Source organism: Plantactinospora sp. GCM10030261 (assembly GCF_042666615.1).
In the GTDB taxonomy this organism is placed as follows: Bacteria; Actinomycetota; Actinomycetes; order Mycobacteriales; family Micromonosporaceae; genus KBS50.
Genome location: NZ_JBHTDD010000035.1, coordinates 1 through 15,086 on the forward strand (window position 1 = coordinate 1; position 15,086 = coordinate 15,086).

Sequence of the window (15,086 nt, forward strand, 5' to 3'; positions counted from 1 at the left end):
GGGGGCGGGGGTGGGGGTGGGGCTAGCGGCCGTCGAGGGGGGCGAAGGTGGCGAGGGCCTCGACGTCGCCGTTGCGCGCCCGGACGTACTCGTCCGCCCAGGCGGCGGCATCCGGAAAGGCGGACCGGGCGGCGATGTCCGCGCAAGCCGTGTCCAGGTCGAATCCGGTACGCCGATGCTGCACTCCCGGACCGAGCAGCACCCAGTGCGCGCCCGGGGCGCCGTACGGCATGCCGACGCTGCCCGCGTTGACGATCAGCCGCCCGTCGAAGTACCGGGTGAACGGCATGTGGGTGTGCCCGCAGACCACCACCCGCACCTCCGCCGGAACCTCGGCGAGTGCCTCGGCCCACCGCTCCGGCCGGGTGTCCACCACGACGAACTCCGCGTCGTCGCGCGGGGTGGCGTGGCAGAACAGCACCTTCCCGAGCCCGGTGACCGGCAGTGTGACGCTCAATGGCAGGTTGGCGAGCTGGTCCAGGTGGTCCCGGCGCAGCTGCTCTGCCGCCCACCGGGTGACCGGGTACGGCGTCGGACTGCCGGTCCGCACCCCCACCAACTCGCGGTCGGCGTTGCCGCGTACCCACACCACCCGGTCGCCCAGGCCGGCGAGCAGGTCGAGCACCTCCACCGGTTGTGGCCCGGCGGCGATGTCGCCGGTCAGTACGATCCGGTCGGCGGCGGCCACGTCGGGCTCGGCGAGTGCCGCCTCCAGCGCGGGCAGCACTCCGTGGATGTCGGAGAGTACGGCGACTGTCGTCAGCACCCGTTCACCGTGCCGGCCCGTGCGGGCAGTGTCGAGGCCGGTCTGCCGAGGGCAGAAGGGCGCGGTCAGACGCGGGCGCGGCGGGCCAGGCGCTCCGGGTCCAGGATGATGATGCTCTTGCCGTCCAGCCGCAGCCAGCCGCGCGAGGCGAAATCGGCGAGGGCCTTGTTTACCGTTTCCCGGGAGGCGCCGACAAGCTGGGCGATCTCCTCCTGGGTCAGGTCGTGGGTCACCCGCAGCACGCCGCCGTCCCGGGTGCCGAACCGGCCGGCCATCTGGAGCAGGTTCTTCGCCACCCGGCCCGGCACGTCCGTGAAGATCAGGTCGGCGAGCGAGTCGTTGGTACGGCGCAGTCGCCGGGCCAGGACCCGGAGCAGTTGCTCGGCGATCTCGGGCCGGTTGTTGAGCCAGGGGCGCAGCGACTGCTTGCGCAGGCGTACCAGACGGGCGTCGGTGATCGCGGTGGCCGTAGCTGTACGCGGACCCGGGTCAAACAGGGACAACTCGCCCACCATGTCGGAAGGGCCCATCAGGGCGATCAGGTTCTGCCGCCCGTCGGCAGCGCGCCGACCCACCTTGATCTTGCCGCTCAACAGGATGTAGAGGCTGTCGCCCGGTTCACCCTCGTTGAAGACCACCTCGCCCTTGCGGACGTCGATCGTCTCCATCTCCTTGGCCAGCGCCTCCGCAGCCTCCGGGTCGACACCCTGGAAGATCCCGCTGCGAGCCAACACCTCGTCCATGCGCACCTCCGCTGCACGTGCCGTCCGTCGACCGGTCCGCCGGCCGGTGATCCGCCGCGCGCCGCCAGTCTAGGCGTATGCGAGCCGGATTCGGAGGCGCACCCCAGGTTAATGGCGATCCGCCGGGGCGAGCCGGCCGGTCCCTTGGTCGTCATCATCCCCCCTTTCCGCCGGCCGCAACCAGCCACGCGCCGCCGGTTTCCGCCGGGAGTCGCCGGGTCGGGACGCTGCCCCGGGCGCCGTAGGGTCGGCTGATGCTTCCGGATCCGGTTCTCGCCACCCGCCCCGAGGGCGGCTGGGACGTGCCCCTGCTGGTCTGGCGGTGCGCGCGACCGCTGCTCGCCGTCAGCTCCGCACCGCTGGGCGGAGGGATCGGCGTACGACACTGGGTGCTCAACGTGACCGTGCCCATGTCGTACGACCGGGACGACCCGGATCGGCACCTCGCCGAACTGGCCGACGGCCTCGCCCTGCGCGGACCCGGCGTCGGCCACCTCACGGGCGTGGATGTCAGCGAGGCGGTGTCGGCGACGGAGGGCGGGGTGCGGCTGTGGGCGACGGTGGGCCTGGGCGCGCCGATCTGGGCGGCGAGCGACGTTCCGGTCGATGACGGTGTGTCCGATCCCGTCGATGGGGCGGTCGCACCGATGTGCCGAACGGCCGACCCCACGGGACGGGTCGGAACGGTGAACGTGGTGGCCCACCTGCCGGTCCGGCTGGGCGAGGCCGCGCTGGTCAACGCGGTGGCGACGGCTGCCGAGGCCAAGGCGCAGGCGCTCTGGGAACTCGGCCTGGCGGCCACCGGCACGGCCACCGACTCGGTGACCCTGCTCTGTCCGGCGGACGGCCCGGTGGCGGCGTACGGCGGACCGCGGTCTCGCTGGGGCGCGCCGCTGGCCAGGGTGGTGCACCGGGCCGTCCGGGCCGGCGGCGCGGCGGACACCGTGCCGTGGTCCGACCGGATCGGCCGAGCGGGGTCGGGCCCGGCGGGGTATGCCTGACATACCGGCCGGCGAGTAGGGTCGCCGCGATGGACGCTTACCTCCGACCTCGCGCGCGCGGCTGGGCGGGACGGCGCTTGCCGGCAGTTGTCGCCGCGGTGCTCATCACCGTGCTGGCCGCCGGCTGCGGCACCGACCAGGCCCAGGACGCACGCTGGCAGCCCGGTCCGGGGTCGCCGAGCGCCGGATCCTCCGGTTCGCCCGCCCCATCTGGTTCCTCCGCCGGCACCGCGATCTCGCTCTCCGCGACCGGCGACATCATCATGGGGAACGCGCCGAACAGGTTGCCGGCCAACGGCGGGAAGGGCTTCTTCTCGGAGGTTCGCGAGGCGTTGGCGGCCGATCTCGTGATGGGCAACCTCGAGGAGCCGTTGACCGACGACACCGGGAGCGGCAAGTGTGGCGCCGGTTCGACGAACTGCCACCAGTTCCGCGCCCCGCCGAGCTATGCCAAGCACCTCGTGGACGCCGGTTTCCACCTGCTCAACCAAGCGAACAACCACGGCAACGACTTCGGGGCGGCGGGCTACCGCAACACCCAGCGCGCGTTGGAGCAGGCCGGGTTGAAGCACACCGGCGCACCGGACCAGGTCACTGTGGTCGATGTGCAGGGGGTATCGGTCGCGGTGGTGGGCTTCTCGTCGTATCCGTGGTCCAACAGCCTCACCGACCTCGACGCCGCCGCCGAAGTGATCAAGAAGGCGGACCAGCAGGCCGATCTCGTCGTGGTCCAGGTGCACATGGGGGCCGAGGGGTCAGACAAGATCCATGTCAAGCAGGGCACCGAGATATATCTCGGCGAAAACCGGGGCAATCCAAAGGCCTTCTCCCGGACCGTGATCGACGCCGGGGCCGATCTGGTGATCGGTCACGGGCCACACGTCCTTCGCGGCCTGGAGTTCTATCAGGGTCGCCTCATCGCCTACAGCCTCGGCAACTTCGCGGGCGGCGGCGGCATCCTCCGTAAGGAGGGCCGGCTCGGTCTGAGCGGCATCGTCAAGGTGTCCCTGCGACCGGACGGCACATTCGAGGGCGGCCAGTTCATCTCCACGTACCTGAACGCGGCGGGCCGACCCGTCCCGGATTCCAGGGCTCGTGGCCTGGCCCTGGTCAAGGAGGTCACCAGCGAGGACTTCGGCAACACCGGAGCCAACCTGGACGGCTCGGGACGGATCACACCGCCGGCTGCGGGCTGAGCCGCCGGAGCGTCGGCCCGGCGACGTACGCTGGCCGGCGTGGGTGAGCGAGATGGTGGACGGCGGTCGCGGACGGCGCCCGTTCCCGCGCAGCCGGCGGCGCCGCGGTCCGGGAAGATGACAGCCGAGACGGCGCCAGCGGCCGAGCCGGGCGCGGAGGTCGCGGCAGGAGCCGAGGCGCCCGCGGTGGACGCGACGGTGGCGGACCGGCGCGGTCGGCGCAGGACCGAGACCGACCTGGGACGCAAGCGGCGGGCCCGCCGGATGGGCCGCCTCCTCGCCGAGACCCACCCGGACGCGCACTGCGAACTCGACCATGACGGTCCGTTGCAGCTCGCGGTGGCCACCATCCTGTCCGCGCAATGCACCGACCAGCGCGTCAACGAGGTCACCCCCAAGGTCTTCGTCCGCTATCCGGCGGCTGCCGACTACGCCGGCGCCGACCGCGCCGAGCTGGAGGCGTTGATCAAGCCAACCGGGTTCTTCCGGAACAAGACCGACTCCCTGATCAAATTGGGCCAGGCGTTGGTCGAGCGGTACGACGGCGAGGTACCCAACCGGCTGGTGGACCTCGTCACGCTGCCGGGCATCGGGCGCAAGACCGCGAACGTCATATTGGGCAACGCCTTCGACGTGCCGGGCATCACCGTCGACACCCACTTCCAACGGCTGGTCCGGCGCTGGGGCTGGACCACGGAAACCGACCCCGTCAAGATCGAGCATGCGGTGGGGGCGCTGTTCGACAAACGGGACTGGACCCTCTTGTCCCACCAGGTGATCTTCCACGGCCGACGGGTCTGCCACTCCCGCACCCCAGCCTGCGGCGCCTGCACGCTGGCGAAGCTGTGCCCCTCGTACGGGACCGGGCCCATCGCCGCGGCGCCCGCGGCCAAACTGTTGAAGGGCCCGCGAGCCGTCGAATTGGCGGTGCGGGCGGGTCTCGACCCGGAGTTGGTGCCGGCGCGCGCCGTGACAGCGGAGGCGCCGTGACGCACCCCGCCGGTGGGTCGCCACATCTCACCGGCGACGCCCCCACCGTGAGCCGTGTCCGGAGTTCACTGGCCGCCCTCGTGGTGCCGGTTCTCCTGCTGCTCGGGGGGTGCACCGCGGACGAGCCGTCGGCCGCCGAGGCGGTGCCGTCGCCGTTCGCCGAGTGCTCCGACCTGACCACACCGCCGGCCGGCGAGGCTCGCGCCACGCCACCGGCCGGCGAGGTCAGCGCAACGCCGCCGGCCGGCGAGGCTCGCGCCACGCCACCGGCCGGCGAGACGAGGGCCGGTGGGGCCGGCGTGCGCTCGGCCCTGCCCGACCTCGGTCTGACGTGCTTCACCGGTGGTGTCGAGATCCGGTTGACCGAACTGCGCGGGCCCGCGGTGGTCAACCTCTGGGGTTCATGGTGCCCGCCGTGCCGCGAGGAACTGCCGGCGTTCCAGCGACTCGCCCGGACCAGCGGTGGGGCCCTGCACGTCGTCGGGGTCAACACCGGAGACGAACGGGACAGCGCCGCCGCGCTCGGCGCCCACCTCGGACTGACCTTCCCAAACCTGGTCGATCGCGACGAGAAGCTGCGCATCGGCCTCAGCGTGCCTGGCCTGCCGGCGACCGCCTTCGTCGACGCCCAGGGTCGGATCCGGCACGTGGATCGCAGTGGCGCCCTCGACGACGCCACGCTGGGTGCGTTGGTGGAGCGGCACCTCGGGGTACGGGTGCCGGCGTGAACGGAACCACGGGGGAGATCGTGGGTGACCGCGGGGGCCTGCCCGACTGGTGGGAACCGCTGCTCGGCCGGGTCCGCGTCGCGCGCACGGAAGACTTCACCCGGCTGCCCACCCCGACCCGAGGCGGCCGGGCCAGTGCTGTTCTCGTGCTCCTCGGCGAGCAGCCCGGCCAGGGGCCGGACGTGCTGCTCATGCAGCGAGCCGCCACTCTGCGCAACCATGCCGGTCAGCCGGCCTTTCCCGGCGGCGCCGCCGATCCGCAGGACGCGGACCCGGCCGCCACCGCGCTGCGGGAGGCGGAGGAAGAGGTCGGACTTGACCCGGCAAGCGTCACGGTGCTTGCCCAACTGCCCCGGCTCTGGATTCCGGTGAGCGACTTCGTGGTCACTCCCGTGCTGGCCTGGTGGCATCGGCCCCACCCGGTGCATTCGCGGGAGCCGGCCGAGGTCGCGCACGTGGCCCGGTTGCCCGTCGCCGAACTTGTTGACCCGGACAACCGACTCCAGGTCCGGGTCTCCGGCAGCGGTTGGGTGGGGCCGGCGTTCCAGGTCCGCGGCATGTTGGTCTGGGGCTTCACGGCGGGCATCCTCAACTCGTTGTTGGAGATGGGTGGCTGGGCCCGGCCATGGCCCAGCGACCGGATCAGCGAATTGCCGCCGCCACCCGCACCGTCCGCGCCGCCGGCACCGTCCGCGCCGCCGGCACCGTCCGCGCCGCCCGCCGGATCCAGCGACCCGGCCGGCGTCGACGAGGTCGGCCACGTGTCCTGACCCCGGACCGGTGTGAGGTAGGCCGGCTCGGCACCGGATTCGCCCATCACCCGTACATTTGACGGATGTCCGCGGTTGACCTGGTTCTGCTCCTGCTCGTACTGGCCTTCGCTATCAGCGGCTATCGGCAGGGCTTCGTCATCGGGGTGTTGTCGTTCACGGGGTTCTTCCTCGGTGCCCTGCTCGGCCTGCAACTCGGCCCTCTGATCGCCCAGCAGTTCACCGGTGCCTCGATCCGTGTCGTGATCTCCCTGTTGGCGATATTCGGGCTGGCGATTCTCGGACAGGCCGGCGCCGGCTGGATCGGCTCGCACCTGCGCCACGCGATCTCCAGCCGGGTCGGCCGCCGGGCGGACGACGTCGGCGGCGCGTTCGTTTCGGTCTTCGCGGTGCTGCTGGTGGCCTGGCTGGTCGCGGTGCCGTTGGGATCATCCGCGCTGCCCGGCCTCGCCAGTTCGGTTCGTAACAGCGCCGTGCTCGGCGTGGTGGACCGGTACATGCCCGAGCAGGCGGAGAAGTTCTCCACCGCGCTGCGCGACACCGTGGACACCAACGGGTTCCCGGACGTCTTCAACGGCCTGACGCCGACCCGGGCCAGGCAGGTATCGCCCCCCGACCCCGCGCTCGCCGGTTCGCGGGTGGCCGCCGAGAGCGAGCGGTCGGTGGTCAAGGTGCTGGGCACCGCGCCGAGTTGTTCCCGCCGGATCGAGGGGTCGGGCTTCGTCTACGCCGCCAACCGGGTCATGACCAATGCCCACGTGGTGGCCGGCACCCGGAGCGTCTCCGTGGAGGTGGACGGTGATCGGCTCAACGGCCGGGTGGTCGTCTACGATCCCGGCCGCGACCTCGCGGTGATCTACGTGCCCGGGTTGACGGCACCGGTGCTGCGATTCGTGGCCCGGCCGGCCAACTCCGGCGCCGACGCGATCGTGCTCGGCTACCCGCTGGACGGCCCGTACGACGCCAGGTCCGCCCGGGTCCGCGATGTCGGCCCCATCACCGGCCCGAACATCTACTCGTCGGGCGACGTCACCCGGGAGGTGTACACGATCCGGGCCCTCGTCCGCAGCGGCAACTCCGGTGGCCCGCTGGTCGCTGCCGACGGGCGGGTGCTCGGGGTGATCTTCGCGGCCGCCGCCGACGATCCGAACACCGGTTTCGCGGTGACGGCCGCCGAGGCGGCGCCGGTCGCCACGGCTGGCGCGGCCAACACCCGCGCCACCGGTACCGGGGACTGCACCTGAGCGATAGGCGGGCCCGCGCGGTGGTGCTGACCGGGCTGGCCGGCCGCGGCGCCGCTGGCCGCCCCACGCGCCCGATGGTCTCAGCGGTTCCGGCGTCCGCGGCGAACCAGGAGCGTGGTGCCGGTCATGCCGACGAGCAACCCGGCAAGCGCGATCCATGTCCAACCGGTGCCGTCGCCGTCGTCGGTGGACTCGCCGGCCGGTCGTGCCGCCCACCGGGGCCGGTCATCAGGGCCGGCGTCGAGTTGGTGCGGAGGGGTCGTCGGGACCGGAACGGGCGCCGGTCCGGGTGCCCGGCCGAAGCCGGCGGTCCCCGGCGACACATCATCGTCCAGCGGGTTCCCGGCGACCGGGGGAACGGCGCCGGTCAGGGCGCGTACCGGATCCACCCGGCCGTACCCGAAGCGGTCGTCGCGGCCGGCCGGGCCGAGGTCCCGGGCGGTGCTGATCAGCCGGTTGACCACCTCCCCGGCGGGCATGTCCGGCCACCTGGCCCGCACCAGCGCCGCGGCACCGGCCACCAGTGGCGCCGCGAAACTGGTGCCCTGGACCGGCCAGAAACCGTTGGGCCTGGCCCCGGTCAGTCCACTGGCGGGTGCGGTGAGCGTCGTCTGCGGCCCGGTGATCGAACCGGACCACAGGTCGTTGGTGTCCCGCTCCAGGCCGGAAACCGCGATCACGCCCGGCTCCCGGGCCGGATACCAGACCCGGTCGACCGGGGTGTTGGGCGTGAGGTTGCCGGTGCAGGCCACCACCACCACGTCGCGGGCGAACGCGTAGTCGATTGCGGCGGCGAGCGCCGCGCTGTCCCCGTTACCACCGAGCGACATGTTGATGACCTTGGCGCCGTTGTCGACCGCCCATCGCACGCCCCGCGCCACGATCAGGGCGTCGTCGTACCGGTTCTGTTCGTCGAGCACCCGGACGGGCAGGATCTTGGCGTCCGGGGCCAGGCCGACGACACCCCGGCTGTCGTCGCGCCGGCCGGCGATCAGGCCGGCCACGGTCGTGCCGTGCCCCACCGGATCGGTCTGCCCGTCACCGGTGCCGCTGACCAGGTCAGTGCCGGGCAGAACCTGATCGGCCAGGTCCGCGTGCTCACCGTCCACACCAGAATCGATCACTGCCACCGTGACTCCCTTACCGGTGGACAGTTGCCAGGCACGCCTGGCGTCCAACTCCTTGAGCTGCCACTGGTCTTCACGCGCCGGGTCCGCGAGGACGGTCGGAGCAGCGAGGACGGCGGGCTCGGGAGTGGCCGCCTCGGCAGCGCTCGGTGTGGTGATAGTGCCGGCCACACCGGTCAGGATCAGCAGCGCCGCGGCGGCGAATCGCCGCGCGGCGCGCCGACGACACTGCGACGGCCCCTTCACATCATTGCCATTCCACCCGGCCGACAGAGACTGATCGGAGGCTATCGCGTTTACCGCCACTCGCGGGGCGATCCGCGAGACTTCCTTGGTCGCCCGCCGCTGGGACCCGCGGGCATCGTCCGTCACGCCCTCGCGCCGGTCGCTCAGTCCGGCGCCAGATAGGCGAGCTGCACGAGACGCACCCCCTCCTTGCGGGTGACCAGCCGACCGCGACCCGCCGGCAGCGGCGCCGGACGGACGGTGCCCAACAGCGGGCCCTCGTCAGGGTCGCCGGAGAGCACGATGCCCGGTGACGACAACTCCCGAAGTGTCTGGACGACCGGCTCGTACAATGATCGGGCCGCGCCGCCGGTACGCCGGGCGACGACGAGGTGCAGCCCGACGTCGCGGGCCTGCGGTAGGTGCTCGACCAGCGCCCGTAGCGGATTCGTCGGCCCAGCCGCCACCAGGTCGTAGTCGTCCACGAGTACGAACAGGTCGGGACCGGTCCACCAGGAACGGTCCCGCAGCTGTTCCGGCGTGACGTCCGGGCCGGGCAGCCGACGGCTGAGGTATCCGGCCGCGGACTCGATCAACTCGGCGGTGGAGGCCGCCGCGGTCCCGTACCCGATGAGGTGGTCCGACCGCACGGCACCGAGCAGGCTGCGCCGGTAGTCCACAAGGATCACCCGGGCCCGCTCCGGGGGGAACCGGCCGGAGATCGTCGTCGCCAGGGCCCGCAGGAACGACGACTTCCCGGACTCGGCGTCGCCGAAGAGCAGCAGATGGGGCTCGGTGGCGAAATCGAGGGTGACCGTGCGCAGGTCAGTCTCGGCGACCCCGATCGGCAGTCGCAACCCGTCGGTGTCTCCGATCTCCAGGTTGGCGAGGGGCAGCACCGGAGGAAGCAGCCGTACCGCCGGTGCCGACGGACCCGACCAACCGGCAGCCACCGCCGAGACCAACGCCGCTACGACGTCGTTCCCGGCGTCCGTCGCCGCCTGATCAGTCTGGTGCGTGCTCAACGCCGGAACGGCGGTGAGGAAGTGCCGGCGGTCGGTGGTGATCCCCCGACCTGGTGTCGCCTCCGGCACGTTTGCCGCGACCTGACGGGACACCGCCGAGTCGATCGGGTCACCCAGCCGCAACTCCAACCGGGATCCGAACAGGTCCCGGATCGCCGGCCGGAAGTCCAACCAACGGGGCGCGGTGGCGACCACGTGCACGCCGTAGGACAGACCACGGGTGGCGAGGTCGGTGACCACCGGCTCCAGATCGTCGTACTCGCCACGCAGCGTCGGCCAGCCGTCGACGACAAGGAACACGTCCCCGAACGGGTCGACCGCCGCACCGTCCGCTCGGCGCCGCCGGTGCGCCGCCAGGTCGACCCCGTCCGTGGCGAACCGCCGTTCCCGGTCGGCCAGCACCTCGGCCACCTCCCCGACGGTACGCCGAACCGCCGGGGCGTCCAGCCGTCCCGCCACCCCACCGACGTGCGGCAGCGCGCGGAGCGCGGCAAGCGAACCACCGCCGAAGTCCAGGCAGTAGACCTGCGCCTCGACCGGCGTGTGGGTCAACGCCAACGCGCAGACCAGCACCCGGAGCAGGTGCGACTTGCCGCTGCGCGGGCCACCCACCACCGCCACGTGCCCGGCCGAGCCGTGCAGCGGCAGCCACAGCACGTCCCGACGCTGCTCGTACGGCTTGTCGACGAGGGCCACCGGCACCTGCAACGTGCCACGCAGCTCCGGGTTGCCGGCCGTCAGACCGCGGACCGGGTCGCTCACCACCGGACCGAGCAGCTCGTCCAGTGCCGGCGGTTGGCCGAGCGGTGGCAGCCACACCGGATGCGCCGGTGGACCCTGGTTGGCGAGCCGGGTGACGAGCAGGTCGAGCAGGCTCTCCGCGTCGTCGTCGTCGGCATCCGGAACCGGTGCGGCCGGCTCGATAGGCGTGGTGTGGTGGGTCGTCCAGACCAGGACCCTGGCTGCCGGGCCGTTGGCCGGCTCGGCGGTCGCCCGCCGCCGCGGCCCCGAGACGTACGCCGCCCGGAACCGCAGCAGCGGCTCGGTACCCACCTTGCGGAAGCCGTGCCCCGGGGCGGCCGGCAGCTCGTAGGCGTCCGGCACGCCGAGCACCGTCCGGGACTCCAGCGCCGAGAAGGTGCGCAGCCCGATCCGGTACGACAGGTGGGTGTCCAGCCCGCGCAGCCGACCCTCCTCCAACCGCTGCGAGGCCAACAGCAGGTGTACGCCGAGCGATCGACCCACCCGGCCGATCTGCACGAACAACTCGATGAAGTCGGGCTTCGCGTCCAACAGTTCGGAGAACTCGTCGCAGACGATCAAAAGCGACGGCAGTGGCCCGAGCGACGTGCCGGCCGCGCGGGCCCGGTGGTACTCGTGGACGCTGGCGAAGCCGCCGGCCCGGCGCAGTAGCTCCTGCCGGCGGATCAGCTCGCCGTTTATCGCGTCGGCCATCCGGTCGACAAGCGGCAGCTCGCGGCGAAGATTGGTGATCACGGCGGCGGTGTGCGGCAACCGATCCAGCGAGGAGAAGGTCGCGCCGCCCTTGAAATCGACAAGGACGAGATTGAGATCGGCCGACGAGTGCGTGGCGGCGAGACCCAGCACCACGGTACGCAGCAGCTCCGACTTGCCCGACCCGGTGGCGCCGACCAACAGGCCGTGCGGCCCCATCCCACCCTGGGCCGACTCCTTGAGATCAAGTTCCACAACCGTGCCGTCGGCCGCGACCCCGATGGGCACCCGTAACCGGTCCCGGTCCCGGGGTTCCCACCCGCGTTCGGCGGTGAAACTCTCGGGATCGTCGATGCCCAGAAGTTCCACGAGGTCCGGATCGGCCACCACCGGCGTGCGTCCGGCCGTCGTGGCGGCCAACCGCAGCGGGGTCAGCCGGCGGGCCACCGCCTCCGCCTCGACCTCGGTGAGCCGGTCCGCAGCCCCGACGTCGACGACGCCGTCCACCGAACCGGTACACAGTCGGCCGGTCCGGATCTCCAGCACCAGCGTGGACCGGTCAGGCACGCGGGGTGGTACGGCACCCAGGTCGACCACCGTGACGGCGTCGACACCGCTGTCGTCGGTCAGCCGGCTGGCTCCGGTCGGGTCGCCACCGTCGAGCACCACCACCAGGTGTGGTCCGGTGGCGGCCGGTCCGGTGGGACCATGCCGGGGCCGGTCGGCGAGGACGTCTTCGATCAGGCGTTCCAGGTCAGCCACCGAACTGGTCACCAACCGGACCGGACCGAGCGCGTCGGTGCGTACCGGATGCCACGCGTGTGGCAACCATTTCACCCACTCCCAGTGGCGCCGCCGCTCGGGGCCGGCGCAGACCGCGATAAGCAGGTCGGCCGGGGCGTGGAACACCGCCAATTGGGTGAGCATCGCCCGGGTCAACGCCTGACCGTCGGCGGCTCCGGTCGGGCCGGCGCCGTCCAGGTCGCGGATCACCACCCGGGCGAAGCCGCGCAGTGCCACCGCCACCGGCAGGTCCGGCACCACCGAGTACGTGTCGAGGAAGCGGCGCAGCGCCCCGGCCGTCATCGGCTCCGGCTCGGCCAACAGCGGGGTGACCGGTGGCAGCAGCGGGGTGGCCAGCGTCTGCGGCCCGAGCCCGACGCGGATCACACCGAAGTCGGCGTCCGTCGGGCGGCGCTCCCACAGCCGATGACTGGCGACCGTGGACCACAACCGTGCCGGATCGGGGTGCCGGTAGTGCAGCCCGGCCCGCTGGCGGACGATTGTCTCCCGCACCTGCCGGCGCAGCAGGGCGAGGTGCCGCAGGTAGTCCCGGCGGGCGCCGATGAGTTCGGCGCGTCGGGGTGAGCCGGTCGTGCCGCTCCACGAGGTGAACAGCATGGCCAGCGAGGAGACGCCGAACAGCGCCCCGACGACGTACGCGTGGGTGCCCCCACCCCGGCCGAACATCATCGCCATCGCCACCGTGCCGCCCAGCATCGGCAGCACCATCATCACCTGCTGCCAGCGCCCCCCCGTGACGTCGGGAATCTCCGGCGGCGCCGGGACGGCGAGATCACCGGCTGGGATCTGCGGTGGTGGCCGGCGGGAGGATCGCCGGACCACGATCGTGCTCACCTGGTGTCCTCCTGACGGCCGGCGCTCGGCGCGGGGATATGTGCGTTGGGTAACCCGAAGCGGACTCATGGTAGGTAAAGTGCGGGCGATTCCGCAGCCACTGGATGGAGGACCGCCGATGGACTCCGGGCTCGCCCGGGTGACGATCAGCGCCCCGCGGCGCCGGCTGGACGTGGCGCTACCCGAACATCTGCCCCTCGCCGACCTACTTCCCGACGTGCTGCGACAGGCCGGGGTGGGGCTCGCGGACCTCGGCGAACGGCATGGCGGCTGGGTGCTGCGCCGGACCGACGGAGTGGCCCTGGACGGTGCCCGTCCGTTGCGTACCCAGGGTGTGCCCGACGGTGCGGTGCTGCACCTGGTTCCGGCACGAGCACACTGGCCGGCGCCGGAGTACGACGATGTGGTCGAGGTGATCGCCGACGGGGCCCGCACCCGAGGTGGCACGTGGACGTCCGGGGCGACCCGGCGGATGACCCTGGTGGCGGCCAGTGTGCCGGCCGCGGTCGGGCTCGTCGCGGTCCTGCGGGCCGGTCCTGCCTGGTCGGCCTCGGCGCCGATCGCTCTGGGCGTGGCGGTGGTGCTGCTCCTGGCCGGTGTGCTGGCTTCGCGCGCGTTCGGGGAGGGCACCGCTGGAGCGGTGCTGGCGACCGGGGCGCTGCCGTTCGCGGGTGCCGGAGCCGCCCTGCTCGTCTCATCCGGTGACCCGGTGGGCCCGGTCGCCGGGTTGCGCTGGCTGGGTGCCCCGGAACTGCTGTCAGGCTCGACGGTGGCCCTGCTCACCGCGGTCGTGGGCGCGGTCGGCGTGGCCGCCGGTCTCCGGATGTTCGCCACCGCGGCGACCGTGGCAGGGCTCGCCGTCCCCGCCGCGTTGGCCGGGTACCTCCTGACCGGTCCGCGGGTGGCGGCGGCTCTGCTGACCGTCCTGGTGCTCGCAGTGGGCCTGGCTCCGCTGGTGGCCATCCGGCTCGGCCGGATGCCGATACCGCCGGTGACCCTCCCGCCCGGCGACGAGCCGCCGAGGTCCGACGGGTCGGCCGGGTCCGCGACTCATCCGGTCGACATCACCGGGACGTCCGGTGCGCCGCCCCTCCCGGCCGGCGGGCTGCCACAGCGGGGTGAGGTGCTCGCCGCGGTGGCCCGTACCGACGATCTGCTCGTCGGTCTGCTGGCCGGTCACGCGATACTCGTGACGGCCGCCATGTCGGTGCTGGTGACGGCAGGCGGGTCGGACGGCCGCGTGCTGGCGGCGGTCGGATCGGCGGTCCTGTTGCTGCGTGCCCGGCTCTTCGTGGCTCCCCGGCAGCGGGTCTCCCAACTGGCGGCCGGGTTGGCCGGGGCGGCCGTGCTCGGTGGCGGGCTTGTGGGCACCGCCGGACCGACCGGCCGCCTCCTCCTGGCGGGCGGCGGGTCGATCGCGGCGCTGCTCATCGTGGCGTTCGGGGTCGGGTACGCTCGCCGGCCGCCCAGCCCGTACCTGGCCCGGATCGGTGACCTGCTGGAAACCGGACTGGTGATCTCCGTTGTGCCGGTGGCCTGCGCGGTGTTCGACCTCTACGGACGGGCCCGTGGGCTCCTCGGATGACGAGCCGCGGGAAAGAACCGGTCAGTGCGCGGCGTCGCTGCCACCGACGGTCCGCTTCGCTGCCTCGGCGTCGGCCTGCCGCTGGTACGAGGCCCGGATCTCCGTCTCGGCCTCCACCCGGCCCACCCAGGTCGCACCCTCGACCGACTTGCCCGGCTCCAGGTCCTTGTAGACCTCGAAGAAGTGCTGGATCTCCAGCCGGTCGAACTCGCCGAGGTGGTGGATGTCGCGCAGGTGTTCCTGCCGCGGATCCTCGTAGGGCACGCAGAGGACCTTGTCGTCGCCGCCCTTCTCGTCGGTCATCCGGAACATGCCGATGGTGCGGCACCGGATGAGGCAGCCCGGGAAGGTGGGTTCCGGGACCAGGACCAGGGCGTCCAGTGGGTCTCCGTCCTCGCCCAGGGTGCCCTCGATGAAGCCGTAGTCCGCCGGGTACTGAGTAGAGGTGAAGAGCGTACGGTCCAGCCGGATCCGGCCGGACTCGTGGTCGACCTCGTACTTGTTGCGGTGACCCTTCGGGATCTCAACCGTGACGTCGAAATCCATCTCACGCTCCCTCGTCTGCCCACGCTGGCTTGCCGGAACTTCCGCGG

12 protein-coding genes are annotated in these 15,086 nt (G+C 72.4%); 7 read left to right on the forward strand and 5 right to left on the reverse strand.

Features of this window, described 5'->3' with window-relative positions:
- Positions 1-22 precede the first annotated feature (22 nt).
- Together ACFQUZ_RS28480 and ACFQUZ_RS28485 are read right to left on the reverse strand one after the other, a co-directional pair.
- Entirely contained in the window at positions 23-766 is a 744-nt protein-coding gene (locus tag ACFQUZ_RS28480; protein ID WP_377447691.1) for a metallophosphoesterase family protein, read from the reverse strand.
- Positions 767-831: 65 nt separating this feature from the next.
- A complete protein-coding gene (locus ACFQUZ_RS28485; RefSeq protein ID WP_377447693.1) occupies positions 832-1,509 on the reverse strand; it encodes a Crp/Fnr family transcriptional regulator in 678 nt (225 codons plus the stop codon).
- Positions 1,510-1,763: 254 nt separating this feature from the next.
- On the opposite strand from ACFQUZ_RS28485, the gene ACFQUZ_RS28490 reads away from it, so the two are divergent.
- From ACFQUZ_RS28490 to ACFQUZ_RS28515, 6 genes are all read left to right on the forward strand, one after another.
- Positions 1,764-2,510, forward strand: coding sequence for an adenosylcobinamide amidohydrolase (locus ACFQUZ_RS28490; RefSeq protein ID WP_377447695.1), 747 nt, complete (start codon positions 1,764-1,766; stop codon positions 2,508-2,510).
- A gap of 29 nt (positions 2,511-2,539) precedes the next feature.
- Positions 2,540-3,706, forward strand: a complete 1,167-nt coding sequence (locus ACFQUZ_RS28495; RefSeq protein ID WP_377447697.1) for a CapA family protein — start codon at positions 2,540-2,542, stop codon at positions 3,704-3,706.
- A gap of 264 nt (positions 3,707-3,970) precedes the next feature.
- On the forward strand, positions 3,971-4,696 hold the full coding sequence (gene nth / locus ACFQUZ_RS28500) for an endonuclease III (RefSeq protein WP_377447774.1): 726 nt from the start codon (positions 3,971-3,973) through the stop codon (positions 4,694-4,696).
- Complete coding sequence (locus ACFQUZ_RS28505) at positions 4,693-5,424, forward strand: redoxin domain-containing protein (RefSeq protein WP_377447699.1); 732 nt, start codon at positions 4,693-4,695, stop codon at positions 5,422-5,424. Before nth ends, ACFQUZ_RS28505 begins: the two co-directional genes overlap by 4 nt.
- A gap of 38 nt (positions 5,425-5,462) precedes the next feature.
- Complete coding sequence (locus ACFQUZ_RS28510; RefSeq protein ID WP_377447776.1) at positions 5,463-6,194, forward strand: NUDIX hydrolase; 732 nt, start codon at positions 5,463-5,465, stop codon at positions 6,192-6,194.
- A 65-nt stretch (positions 6,195-6,259) separates the two neighbouring features.
- Complete coding sequence (locus tag ACFQUZ_RS28515) at positions 6,260-7,438, forward strand: MarP family serine protease (RefSeq protein WP_377447701.1); 1,179 nt, start codon at positions 6,260-6,262, stop codon at positions 7,436-7,438.
- Positions 7,439-7,518: 80 nt separating this feature from the next.
- Here ACFQUZ_RS28515 and mycP read toward each other — a convergent pair whose 3' ends face one another.
- Both mycP and eccCa read right to left on the reverse strand, forming a co-directional pair.
- On the reverse strand, positions 7,519-8,811 hold the full coding sequence (gene mycP, locus ACFQUZ_RS28520) for a type VII secretion-associated serine protease mycosin (protein ID WP_377447703.1): 1,293 nt from the start codon (positions 8,809-8,811) through the stop codon (positions 7,519-7,521).
- Positions 8,812-8,954: 143 nt separating this feature from the next.
- Positions 8,955-12,908 (reverse strand): type VII secretion protein EccCa, encoded by a 3,954-nt coding sequence (eccCa, locus tag ACFQUZ_RS28525; protein ID WP_377447704.1) that lies wholly within the window; start codon positions 12,906-12,908, stop codon positions 8,955-8,957.
- 118 nt (positions 12,909-13,026) lie between these two features.
- On the opposite strand from eccCa, the gene eccD reads away from it, so the two are divergent.
- The gene (gene eccD, locus ACFQUZ_RS28530; RefSeq protein ID WP_377447706.1) at positions 13,027-14,493 is read left to right on the forward strand and encodes a type VII secretion integral membrane protein EccD; all 1,467 of its coding nucleotides are present in this window, start codon (positions 13,027-13,029) and stop codon (positions 14,491-14,493) included.
- 21 nt (positions 14,494-14,514) lie between these two features.
- Here eccD and ACFQUZ_RS28535 read toward each other — a convergent pair whose 3' ends face one another.
- Positions 14,515-15,039, reverse strand: a complete 525-nt coding sequence (locus ACFQUZ_RS28535) for an inorganic diphosphatase (RefSeq protein ID WP_377447708.1) — start codon at positions 15,037-15,039, stop codon at positions 14,515-14,517.
- Positions 15,040-15,086 lie beyond the last annotated feature (47 nt).

What these genes read in the sequence shown, in the direction of transcription:
- ACFQUZ_RS28490 (WP_377447695.1), top strand. Translation starts at nt 1,764, where the DNA reads ATGCTTCCGGATCCGGTTCTCGCCACCCGCCCCGAGGGCGGCTGGGAC.
- ACFQUZ_RS28485 (WP_377447693.1), bottom strand. Translation starts at nt 1,509, where the DNA reads ATGGACGAGGTGTTGGCTCGCAGCGGGATCTTCCAGGGTGTCGACCCG.
- ACFQUZ_RS28515 (WP_377447701.1), top strand. Translation starts at nt 6,260, where the DNA reads ATGTCCGCGGTTGACCTGGTTCTGCTCCTGCTCGTACTGGCCTTCGCT.
- ACFQUZ_RS28495 (WP_377447697.1), top strand. Translation starts at nt 2,540, where the DNA reads ATGGACGCTTACCTCCGACCTCGCGCGCGCGGCTGGGCGGGACGGCGC.
- eccD (WP_377447706.1), top strand. Translation starts at nt 13,027, where the DNA reads ATGGACTCCGGGCTCGCCCGGGTGACGATCAGCGCCCCGCGGCGCCGG.
- ACFQUZ_RS28535 (WP_377447708.1), bottom strand. Translation starts at nt 15,039, where the DNA reads ATGGATTTCGACGTCACGGTTGAGATCCCGAAGGGTCACCGCAACAAG.
- nth (WP_377447774.1), top strand. Translation starts at nt 3,971, where the DNA reads ATGGGCCGCCTCCTCGCCGAGACCCACCCGGACGCGCACTGCGAACTC.